Raw genomic sequence first — 10,870 nt, 5'->3', positions numbered from 1 at the left:
GCTCAGCTGCTTTCTTGATCATCTGCGGTCGACAACGCACCGCCGTCGCGCAGGTGCGGCGCCAGCGTGTTGTCGTACATGTTCAGCGCGCTGGCGATTGCCATGTGCATGTCGAGGTACTGGTAGGTGCCGAGCCGTCCGCCGAACAGCACCTTGCCCGACGCGGTCTCGGCGCGGGCCAGCTCTCGGTAGGCCGTGACCATCGCCCGGTCCTCGGGGGTGTTGATCGGGTAGTAGGGCTCGTCGTCGTCCTTGGCGAACCGGCCGTATTCACGCATGATCACGGTCTTGTCGGTCGGGTAGGCCCGCTCGGGGTGGAAGTGCCGGAACTCGTGGATCCGGGTATACGGCACGTCGGCGTCGTTGTAGTTCATGACGGGCGTGCCCTGAAAGTCACCGGTGTCGAGGACGTCGGTCTCGAAGTCGAGCGTGCGCCAACCGAGGCGACCGGCCGAGTAGTCGAAGTAACGGTCGAGCGGACCGGTGTAGACGACGGGGGCGTCGGGGTTGGCCGCGCGGAGCTCGTCGCGGACGTCGAACCAGTCGGTGTCCAGCCGGACGTCGATCCGGTCGTCGGCGGCCATGTTCTCCAGCCACGCGGTGTAGCCGTCGACCGGTAAGCCCTCGTACGTGTCGTTGAAGTAGCGGTTGTCGAACGTGTACCGCACCGGCAGCCGGGTGATGTTGCTTGCCGGCAGGTTCGTCGGATCGGTTTCCCACTGCTTGGCCGTGTAGTGCTTCACGAACGCCTCGTAGAGCGGGCGCCCGATCAGGCTGATCGCCTTCTGCTCGAAGTTCTGCGCGGTCTTGCTGTCGAATTCTGCGGCCTGTTCGGCGATCAGCGCGCGGGCCTCGTCAGGGGTGAAGTACTTGCCGAAGAACTGCGACACCAGGCCGAGTCCCATCGGGAATTGGTAGGACTGGCCGGCGTGCATGGCGTAGACGCGGTGCTGGTAGCCCGTGAATTCGGTGAACTGCCGCACGTAGTCCCACACCCGCTGGTTGGAGGTGTGGAAGAGGTGGGCGCCGTACTTGTGGATCTCGATGCCGGTCTGCGGCTCGGGCTCCGAGTAGGCGTTGCCGCCGATGTGTGGCCGTCGGTCGAGCACGAGAACGCGCTTGTCGAGTTGGGTGGCCACGCGTTCGGCGATCGTCAGACCGAAGAAGCCGGAGCCGACGATTATGAGGTCAAAGCTGCCGGTGGGCTGGGGCGCAGCGACCCGGGAGGTAGGAGCTGTCATCGGCAGCAAGGGTATCCGACGTATGCGTCGTGACCCGAATGCGTGCTCGGCCGGTCGCGTAGCCACGGTAGGTCGCAATTCGCTCACGATTGCGCATCGTCACTCTAGACACACCAGTCACAGCCGTACCATCGAACGCGTTCCATAAGAACGTTCGCAGTCCATTTATGAGGAGACTTCCGTGCCTAACCGTCGTCGACGCAAGCTCTCGACAGCCATGAGCGCAGTCGCCGCCCTGGCCGTTGCAAGTCCAGTTGCAGTTGTCGCATTGTCCGACATGTCCACCACAAACGCCGCAGCGCCACAGCACCGCGAGTTCGTCCAGGCAGCGCTCGTCACCGACCTGCCCAACGAGCTGCTCGGGGCCTTGTCCCAGGGACTCTCCCAGTTCGGCGTCAACCTGCCGAGCGGCATCATGGGCGGCGGCGCACCTTCGGCGGCGACGCTGACCAGCCCAGGGCTCACCGCGCCCGGCCTGACGGCGCCTGGTCTCACCGCACCTGGTCTCACGGCACCCGGCCTGACCGCGCCCGGCCTGACCGCGCCCGGCCTCACGGCACCCGGCCTCACCACGCCTGGGCTCACGACTCCCGGCCTGACGACCCCCGGTCTCACCACCCCGGGTCTGACGACCCCCGGTCTGACCACCCCCGGTCTCACCACCCCGGGACTCACGACGCCGGGGTTGACCGATGCCGGTCTGACGAATCCCGCGCTGACCACGCCAGGGTTGACCACGCCAGTGGCCAACACCGGCCTTGGCCTCGGCGTCCCCGGCGCAGGCGAAGTTCCGATCGCCGGCCTCGATCCGACCTCGGGCACCTACCCGATCCTCGGTGGCGATCCGTCGCTCGGCCTCGGCGTTCCCGCGGCCAGCAGTGGAGGCGGAGGGTTGCTCGGTGACATCAACAGCGCCGCGGACTCCCTTGGCGCCGGACAGGCGATCGACCTGCTCAAGGGCATGGTGATGCCCATGATCACCGGAGCCATCCAGAAGAGCGCGGCGGCGGCCATCCCCGCCGCGGCGGCAGCACCGGCGGCACTTCCCGCCGCCTAGTTCCTTCGACGAAACGGCACCGCAGAAGCCACCGGGACCTCCCGGGGAGCTCTGCGGTGTCGTTGCGCGCGAGATGTACCCACGAGCACGCCGTGTCGAAACACTGGTAACACCTGACACATACGTAACATCGGTCCGTGCCGTGTCGTCGCCAATTGCCGTCGCTGCTGTTCTCTGCCGTTGCAGCGACCGCAGTCATGATGCCGCTGGCCATGTTCGGACTGCCCGGTGAACCCGCCAAGGCGCCACTGGCCACCACACCCCTGATCGTCGAACGTCCCCTGGACGGCGTCGGCGGCGGCGAAACCGTCCGCGAACTGCACCAGGACACCCCGTTCGCCATGGTCGCGCTCACCGCCGACGACCTCACCGGAACGTCGGCCCGCGTGCGCGCCAAGAAGGCCGACGGCTCCTGGGGACCCTGGTACGAAGCCGAGACCCTCGAGGGCGTCGGCCCCGACGGCGGACTGGTGCGCGGCACCGAACCGGTCTTCGTCGGCCACACCACCGACGTCCAGATCGCCGTCAACCGCGCCACGCCTCCCCCACCGGCCGTCGTTCCGGCACCACGGGGACCGGGCCTCGGATACGTCCCCGTCAACGTCGAACGGCCACTCAGCCAAGACCTCAAGGCCGTGTTGATCAGTCCGCCGCAGGCACCCGTGGACATCTCGTCGCTGCCGCCGGAGGCAGCGACGCCGCCCGGAGTGCCACCCGCCGTCATCGGCCGCGCCCAGTGGGGAGCCAACGAGTCGGAAGTCTGCGGAAACACGGTGTACGACAGCGGAGTTCGCGCGGGCATCGTCCACCACACCGCAGGCAGCAACGACTACACCCCCGAGGATTCAGCCGGCATCGTCCGCTCCATCTTCGAATATCACACCCGCACGCTCGGCTGGTGCGACATCGCCTACAACGCCATGGTCGACAAGTACGGCCAGGTGTTCGAGGGCCGGGCAGGCGGAATGGACCGCCCCGTCGAGGGCGCCCACACCGGCGGCTTCAACACCGACACCTGGGGCGTGGCGATGCTCGGGAACTTCGACCTGGTCCCGCCGACACCCATCCAGCTGCGCACCACCGGCCGACTTCTCGGTTGGCGCCTCGGCCTCGACCACGTCGACCCGCTGGGAAGCGTCGTCCTCACCTCGGCAGGCGGATCGTTCACCAAGTTCCCACGGGGCACCGCCGTCACCCTGCCCACGATCTTCACCCACCGCGACGTCGGCAACACCGACTGCCCTGGGAACGCCGCCTACGCGGCCATGCCGCTGCTGCGGGACACCGCCGCCCACTTCAACACCCCCATCGGGCCACGCGACCTCGCCGACACCCTGCGCGGCGGGGCGATCTTCGGAAAGTGGGCGGCAATGGGCGGCGAAGCCAGCCCGCTCGGCGCCCCGCAGACACCGGAAACGCCAGGCGACGGCGCGTCGCGCTACGTGACCTTCGACAGGGGTGCGCTGTACTGGTCGCCCGACAGCGGCGCCGAACCCGTCACCGGCTCCATCTACGAGGCGTGGGGCAAGCTGGGCTTCGAACGCGGGGCACTGGGACTGCCGACCAGCGGCGAAATCCAGGAACCCCAGTGGATCGTGCAGAACTTCCAGCACGGCACCTTGAACTTCGACCGCGAGAACGGCACCGTCATCCGCGTCATCGACGGCGTCGAGTTGAACATCCCCCTCGACCAGGGTGAGGCGCCCGTCCAACTGGAGCGCTTCACCCCCATCGGCAACAAGGCCTGAGCCCTACAGCCACCACCGCTCGAGGACGCGCGCCAGCCCGTCGTCGGTGTTGGGTGCGGTGACCTCGTCGGCCGCCGCCTTGACCTCGGGATGGGCGTTGCCCATGGCGACGCCGAGCCCCGCCCAGCGCAACATCGGAATGTCGTTGGGCATGTCCCCGAACGTCACGACGTCCTCGGCCATGATGCCCAGCGGTGTGGCGACCTCCGCGACGCCGGTCGCCTTGCTGATGCCCAGCGGCACCACCTCGATCAGACCGTTGTTGGTCGAATACGTCAGATCGCCCTGCAGTCCGACGTGCGGGGCCAAGGCCGCCGCCATGTCCGCGCTTTGGGCCCCCGACTTGCGGATCAGCAGCTTGACCGCCGGTGCGCCCAGGACGTCGGCCAGCGACACCTCGGTGTTGTCGGGGTTGAGCCACGCGTGCTCGTACCCCGGTGAGCTCAAGAACTGCGGCGTCGCGGCGTCGTGGGCGCTGCGGCCGACGCGCTCCACCGCGAGGCCGGCCCCCGGGATGACGCGGGTGGCCACCTCGGCGAGCTCCGTGAGCAGCTCGACCGACAGCGTCCTGGACCACAGGATGCGGTCGGTCGCGGAGTCGTACAGGACGGCCCCGTTGGCGCAGACCGCCATGGGCGCAAAGCCCAACGCCTCTACGACGGGGGGAATCCAGCGCGGCGGGCGGCCGGTGGCGAGCACGAACTGGGTGCCCGCGTCGACCGCGGCCATGACGGCGGACTTGGTGCGCGGCGTGACGAGCTCGTCGTGGTCGAGCAGGGTGCCGTCGACGTCCGTGGCGATGAGAAGTGGCAGCACTAGTGGTCCCCCAACTCCCTGCGGGCGCGTTCGGCAAGCTCGGCTTCTTCGCGCACTATCGCCTCTTCCATGGTCGGGGCGCCTCCACCGAGGCGACGAGGCACCCAGTAGGCGCCCTCGGGATGATCGTAGGACCGCTGCACTTCGTCGAGCAGTTCGCCCATCTCCGCGCGCAGGTGGCGCATCAATTCTTCCGCGGACCCGGCAGGCGCCAGCGGCGGGCCAGCTGCCACCGTGATCGGAATCCCGTTGCGGCCCAGGTGACGTGGATGGTCCTTGGTCCAGACACGATGCGCACCCCAGACGATCAGCGGGACGATCGGCACCTGCGCCTCCAACGCCATCCGCGCCGCGCCGGTCTTGAAGTCCTTGAGCTCGAAGCTGCGGCTGATGGTCGCCTCCGGGTAGACGCCGACGAGTTCGCCCTCCCGCAGCCGCGCCACCGCCACCGCGTACGCCCCCGCACCCGCTCGCCGATCCACCGGGATGGTCTTGGTGTGCCGGATCAGGAAGTCGACCAACGTCACTCGCTGCATCTCCGACTTGATCATGAAGCGCAGCCGACGGCGGCGGCGCATGACGCCGAGCGCTGCGGGCAGCCAGTCGAGGTAGCCGGTGTGGTTGATCGCGATCACCGCGCCACCGTCGGCCGGGATGTTCCGCAAGCCCCGGTAGGTGATGCGCGCACCGGTGACTCGCACGGCGGTCCTTGCCGTGATCTCCAAGGCGCGGAAGACCGGCTCCATGGTGCTATTCCGTGGACTCGTTTCGTTGCGCGCGCCTGGCCGCCTTTTCGGCAGCCTCGTCGGCGTCCATTTGATTGGCCTCGGCGAGAGTCGGGGCGCCGCCGCCCATCCGGTGCGGAACCCAGAACTCGCCGGCCGGGTGATGGCCGTAGGAGGTCTGTGCCTGTTCGAGGAGATGCTGCATGCGTGAGTGCAGCAGCGCCGTCAGTTCGGCGGCGGGCAACGTCGGCATGATTGGTTCACCAACGGTGATCGAGATGGGCACCTTGGGCCGCCGCATGTTCTTGGGGTGCCCCTTGGTCCAGACGCGTTGGGCGCCCCAGACGATGTGCGGGATGATCGGCACGTCGGCGGCGATCGCCATGCGTGCGGCGCCCGACTTGAATTCCTTGATCTCGAAGCTTCTGCTGATCGTCGCCTCCGGATAGACGCCGACGAGCTCGCCCTCCTTGAGCCGCTGACAGGCCTCGGCGAACGACGCCGCCCCGCTGTCGCGGTCCACCGGGATGTGGCGCAGGCTCCGCATGATAGGCCCGCTCACCTTGGAGTCGAACACTTCTCGCTTGGCCATGAAGCGCACCTTGCGGCCGAGTCCCTGTTTGAAGGCGGGAAGCCCGGCGAAGGTGAAGTCGAAGTAACTCGTGTGGTTGATCGCGATGACGGCGCCGCCGGTGGCGGGCAGGTTCTCCACACCGGTGACGGTGAACTTCAGCCCCTGCAGCCGCCACACGCAGCGCGCGAGGGTGATGACAGTTCCGTATACCGGTTCCACGACTCATCAGCCTAGTGCCGTCGTGTTCATCGCAGGGTGGAAGGTCCCACGTGGAAGGGTGTGCACCGTGACCCGTCCCGCCGAAACCCTTCCCGTTCCGAAGCACGTCGCCGACTTGGCAGGTGATCGCGAGGTGACCGCGGTGTGGCTCAACGACCTCGGCGGCGTCACGTTCTCGCTGGCCGGCGAGGAGTTCGTCAAGGTCTACCCGGAACAGCACGCCGCACTCCTGGTCGCCGAGGCGGAGCGGATGACGTGGGCCATCGAGTACCACTCCGTGCCCACGATCCTGTCGTCGGGACCGGGCTGGCTGCACACCGCGGCACTGCCGGGACGTTCGGCCGTCGACCCCTACTGGACCAAGCGTCCGCGCACGGTCACCAGGGCGATCGCGCAGGGGCTTCGCCTCCTCCACGCGGCGGCGCCAGTGGATCAGTGCCCGTTCGGCGCACCGTCCTGGATCCCCGCCGACGCGCCAACCGCCGACCTGCTGGTGGTCTGCCACGGCGATCCCTGCGCGCCCAATACCGTCGTCGCCGAGGACGCCCAGTGCAGCGGGAACGTCGACCTCGGCGACCTCGGGGTCGCGGACCGGTGGGCGGATCTTGCGGTGGCGACGATGTCCTTGGAATGGAACTACGGACCGGGGTTCGAGGCGGAGTTCTTCGACGAGTACGAAATAGAACCCGACGACGAGCGGATCGCCTACTACCGCGCCCGCTGGCAGGAGCAGGCTGGCCCGCCCCGGTAGGATCGAGGCGACGAATACCCCGCAGGGAAGGCAATACGTGCAGGTCACAAGTGTCGGACACGCCGGCTTCCGGATCGATACCGCCGCCGGAAGCATCCTCTGCGATCCCTGGGTCAACCCGGCCTACTTCGCGTCGTGGGTTCCGTTTCCGGACAACAGCCAGTTGGACTGGGACCGTCTCGGGGACTGCGACTACCTCTACGTCAGCCACCTGCACAAGGACCACTTCGATCCGGAGCACCTGGCCGCGCACGTCAACAAGGACGCCGTGGTGCTGCTGCCGGACTATCCCGTGCCGGACCTGCGTCGCGCGCTGGAGGCTCTCGGCTTTCATCGGTTCTTCGAGACCACCGACTCGACCAAACATCGGGTAAGCGGCCCCAAGGGCGACCTCGACGTCATGATCATCGCCCTGCGCGCGCCGGCCGACGGCCCCATCGGCGACTCGGGACTGGTGGTCTCCGACGGAGAGACCGTCGCGTTCAACATGAACGACGCCAGGCCCGTCGACCTTGAGGTCCTCGAGTCCGAGTTCGGGCACGTCGACGTGCACATGCTGCAGTACTCGGGCGCGATCTGGTACCCGATGGTCTACGACATGCCGGCGCGGGCCAAGGAGGCCTTCGGCATCCAGAAGCGGCAGCGTCAGATGGACCGCTGCCGGCAGTACATCGCCCAGGTCGGCGCCACCTGGGTGGTTCCGTCCGCAGGCCCACCGTGCTTCCTGGACGCGGAACTGCGCGACCTCAACGACGATCACGGCGACCCGGCCAACATCTTCCCCGACCAGGTGGTGTTCCTCGACCAGATGCGTACCCACGGCCACGACCGCGGGTTGCTGATGATTCCCGGCACCACCGCGGACTTCACTGGCTCCGAACTGAATTCGCTGATTCATCCGGTCGACGAGCCGGAGACGATCTTCACGACCGGCAAGGCCGACTACATCGAGGCGTACGCGCAGCGGATGGCGCCGGTACTGGCCGCCGCCAAGGCCAGCTGGGCCCCGGCCGACGGCGACCCGCTGCTGGAGCCGCTCCGGGCCAAGTTCGAGCCGATCATGCTGCAGAGCGACCAGATCTGCGACGGCATCGGCTACCCGGTCGAGCTCCGGATGGGCCAGGAGTCGGTGGTGCTCGACTTCCCGAAACGGACTGTGCGCGAACCGATTGCCGACGAGAAGTTCCGCTACGGCTTCGAGATCGCCCCCGAGCTGGTCCGGACGGTGCTGCGCGACGACGAGCCGGACTGGGTCAACACCATCTTCCTGTCCACCCGGTTCAAGGCGTGGCGGGTCGGTGGCTACAACGAGTACCTGTACACGTTCTTCAAGTGCCTGACCGACGAGCGCATCGCGTACGCGGACGGGTGGTTCGCCGAGGCGCACGACGATTCCGCGTCGATCACGTTGGACGGCTGGGAGATTCAGCGCCGCTGCCCACACCTGAAGGCGGATCTGTCGAAGTTCGGCGTGGTCGACGGCACGACGTTGACGTGCAACCTGCACGGCTGGTCGTGGAACCTGACCAACGGCAAATGCCTGACGTCGAAGGGACACGAGCTCAGGAGCGCCAAGGCGTGAGCCAGAATCCGAGCTATGACGACGGCCTCGTCTTGCTGGATCGGCACGCCATCACCCTGCGGCGATATCACTTTCCGTCGGGGACCTCGAAGGTGATCCCGCTGCGGACGGTCCGCGGGTACCGCACCGAGCCACTGGGCTTGGTGCTCAACCGCTTTCGCATCTGGGGTAGCTCGGACCTGCGTCGCTGGCTGCCGCTTGACGTCTGGCGGCCAGTCAAGTCGACGCTGGTGACCCTCGACATTCCCGGCACGCGTCCCAGCCCGGCCTTTACCCCGTTGCGCGCCAACGAGTTCACCGCGGTCCTCGACCAACTTTTGGAGCGTTAAGCCTGCCGGGCGGCCACCCTGGCCCGCTCCCTCATCGAGGCCACCACGCCGCCGTCGACGAGGATGTCGGTTCCGGTGAGGTAGCCGGCCCTGTCACTGGCGCAGAACGCGAACAGTTCGGCCATCTCCTCGGCGTTGCCCCAGCGTGGCACCGCGAAGTCGGCGACGATCGCGCCCGCACCGTTGCGCTCCTCGAGCTTGCCCATCTCCGTGTCCACCGAACCGGGCGAGACCGACACGATGCGCTGGCCCCGTCCGTTGAACCGCTCGGCCTGAGATGCGCTGTACCACTTGACGAAACTCTTGCTCACCGCATAGGCGAAAGCGGACCGCGACGGCTCGGGCATGGCGTCGCACGCCGAGCGCACGCCCGCCATGAAGGCGTCCTCGTCGTCCAGGGCAAGCGGGAACGCCGCGGTGGGGATGAGCTCCTCGGGAACCAGATGCGCCGCCATCGAGGCCACGTTTACGATCGCCGACCCCGCGGGCGCGGCAGCGTGAAAGGCCTCGTTGACGCGGAGCGTGCCGAGCGCGTTGGTCCTCGTCACGTACTCGGCGTCGCCCATGCTGGGACTCACCCCGGCAGTGTGGATCACCGAGACAATTGGCCCGAGAGTCGTTGCGGTCTGCAACATTTCGGTGACCGCCGCACGGTCGGTGACGTCGCAGTTCACCGCCGTCACCGTGACGCCCAGTCCCTCGAGCGCGCCAACTGCGCTGTCGAGTCGATCCTGGCGGATGTCACACAGGACGACCGCGTGCTCGCGACCGACGATCTTGGCCGTGGCCAGACCCATCCCGCCGGCACCGCCGGTGATCACCGCCACCCGGCTCAATGCTTCTCCCGCAGCACGGTTGCCTCGAGCAGGCGCTGGACCTGGCGGGTGGCCGCCTTCTCCACGGTCGACCACACCCGGTGCCGTGCCGTCGGCGGGGCGGCAGGCCGCACCGACACCACGTCGCCAACGTGCAGCAGCCCAGCGCGCGTCACGTCGGCGTAGACGCCGAGGAAGCGGTTCGTCCGGTCCGCCAGTTGGCGGGTGACCCCACGATCGAGGTCCAGCCCCGCCTGCGGCCTGGTGGGCACCACGCAGCGGATGGTCGGGATCGTGACGCGAAGGGTGGCCGAACCGATCTCGACGTCCCCGCCCGCCCAGGCCGTTTCGGGGAACTCTGCATCCGACTGACCGACGTCGACCAGGACGTTGGGCCGGAACCGCCGCACGTCGTAGGCCTCGGCGGTCGCCGACAACGACGCCAGGCTCGTCGAGCTCATCAGATGCACGGGCGCCAGGTCGACGAAAGTACCCGGCGGCGTGGAAAACCGGGCCAGCGTGATGATGTCCTTGGTGCTGAACACCGAGGTGTCCGGCAGCGCCTCGGCATCGTCGAGCCCGAAGTCCTTGCGCACCTGCGCTTCGCGGAAGTTCGCCAGCGAGTCGGCCATCGTCATCCGGTGCTGGCTGGTGTCGTCGACCGGCGGCAGCGCGACCAGTCGCACCTCACGGCCGATCAGCTCGGACAGCAGCGCGTGCACCGCGTCGTCGGAACTCGAGCACTCGGTGCCGTCCGGAAACGTGACGGTCACCTCCGGCACGTTGCCCGGTCCGGCGTCGGCCCCGGGTTCGGACATGTAGGCGGCCGAGCAGCCCAACAGCTTGGGCACTCGTCGCGCCGACGCCGTGACGCCGTTCTCGAGGTCGCGGACCGCCCACAGCCGGTCGGCGTGCACACCTCGCCGGTCGACGCGGACCGCGTCGACCCGGTGTCCGCCCATGGACTTCACCGGGAACCGCCACAGCTGGGATACCACGACGTCCGCCATCGG

Annotated in this window: 11 protein-coding genes; 5 read left to right on the top strand and 6 right to left on the bottom strand. The window is 68.0% G+C overall.

Translation table 11 applies throughout. The features are described 5' to 3' along the window. Positions 1-2: 2 nt before the first annotated feature. Positions 3-1,241, bottom strand: coding sequence for a UDP-galactopyranose mutase (gene glf / locus ASD37_RS14920; protein ID WP_056552143.1), 1,239 nt, complete (start codon positions 1,239-1,241; stop codon positions 3-5). A 181-nt stretch (positions 1,242-1,422) separates the two neighbouring features. On the opposite strand from glf, the gene ASD37_RS14915 reads away from it, so the two are divergent. Continuing rightward, entirely contained in the window at positions 1,423-2,298 is an 876-nt protein-coding gene (locus ASD37_RS14915) for a hypothetical protein (protein WP_056552139.1), read from the top strand. 137 nt (positions 2,299-2,435) lie between these two features. After that, the gene (locus ASD37_RS14910; RefSeq protein WP_156720883.1) at positions 2,436-4,046 is read left to right on the top strand and encodes an N-acetylmuramoyl-L-alanine amidase; all 1,611 of its coding nucleotides are present in this window, start codon (positions 2,436-2,438) and stop codon (positions 4,044-4,046) included. A gap of 3 nt (positions 4,047-4,049) precedes the next feature. On the opposite strand, the gene ASD37_RS14905 is transcribed toward ASD37_RS14910, so the two are convergent. Genes ASD37_RS14905 through ASD37_RS14895 form a run of 3 tightly spaced genes read right to left on the bottom strand, consistent with a single transcriptional unit; the run spans position 4,050 to position 6,380 of the window. Further along, positions 4,050-4,862, bottom strand: a complete 813-nt coding sequence (locus ASD37_RS14905) for a Cof-type HAD-IIB family hydrolase (protein WP_056552136.1) — start codon at positions 4,860-4,862, stop codon at positions 4,050-4,052. After that, a complete protein-coding gene (locus ASD37_RS14900) occupies positions 4,862-5,608 on the bottom strand; it encodes a 1-acyl-sn-glycerol-3-phosphate acyltransferase (protein ID WP_056552133.1) in 747 nt (248 codons plus the stop codon). The genes ASD37_RS14905 and ASD37_RS14900 overlap by 1 nt, the downstream gene beginning before the upstream one ends. A gap of 4 nt (positions 5,609-5,612) precedes the next feature. After that, positions 5,613-6,380 carry a 1-acyl-sn-glycerol-3-phosphate acyltransferase gene (locus tag ASD37_RS14895; RefSeq protein ID WP_056552130.1) on the bottom strand — a complete coding sequence of 256 codons (768 nt, stop codon included), beginning with the start codon at positions 6,378-6,380 and terminating at the stop codon, positions 5,613-5,615. Positions 6,381-6,447: 67 nt separating this feature from the next. Here ASD37_RS14895 and ASD37_RS14890 point away from each other — a divergent pair, with 67 nt between their 5' ends. The 3 genes from ASD37_RS14890 to ASD37_RS14880 are packed head-to-tail and all read left to right on the top strand — an operon-like array spanning position 6,448 to position 9,042. Next, a complete protein-coding gene (locus ASD37_RS14890; RefSeq protein ID WP_056553371.1) occupies positions 6,448-7,131 on the top strand; it encodes a phosphotransferase in 684 nt (227 codons plus the stop codon). Between the two features lie 37 nt (positions 7,132-7,168). Then, entirely contained in the window at positions 7,169-8,713 is a 1,545-nt protein-coding gene (locus ASD37_RS14885) for a Rieske 2Fe-2S domain-containing protein (RefSeq protein ID WP_056552127.1), read from the top strand. Next, positions 8,710-9,042, top strand: a complete 333-nt coding sequence (locus ASD37_RS14880) for a hypothetical protein (RefSeq protein WP_370072946.1) — start codon at positions 8,710-8,712, stop codon at positions 9,040-9,042. Before ASD37_RS14885 ends, ASD37_RS14880 begins: the two co-directional genes overlap by 4 nt. Here the strand turns inward: ASD37_RS14880 and ASD37_RS14875 are convergent. Next, positions 9,039-9,878 carry an SDR family oxidoreductase gene (locus ASD37_RS14875; RefSeq protein ID WP_156720882.1) on the bottom strand — a complete coding sequence of 280 codons (840 nt, stop codon included), beginning with the start codon at positions 9,876-9,878 and terminating at the stop codon, positions 9,039-9,041. The genes ASD37_RS14880 and ASD37_RS14875 overlap by 4 nt on opposite strands. After that, complete coding sequence (locus ASD37_RS14870; protein ID WP_056552121.1) at positions 9,875-10,867, bottom strand: MOSC domain-containing protein; 993 nt, start codon at positions 10,865-10,867, stop codon at positions 9,875-9,877. Before ASD37_RS14870 ends, ASD37_RS14875 begins: the two co-directional genes overlap by 4 nt. Positions 10,868-10,870 lie beyond the last annotated feature (3 nt).

Origin of the sequence: Mycobacterium sp. Root135 (assembly GCF_001426545.1) — a bacterium.
GTDB lineage: Bacteria > Actinomycetota > Actinomycetes > Mycobacteriales > Mycobacteriaceae > Mycobacterium.
The sequence above is the reverse complement of the archived record's forward strand: the minus strand, read 5'-3'. Positions and strand labels throughout refer to the sequence as shown.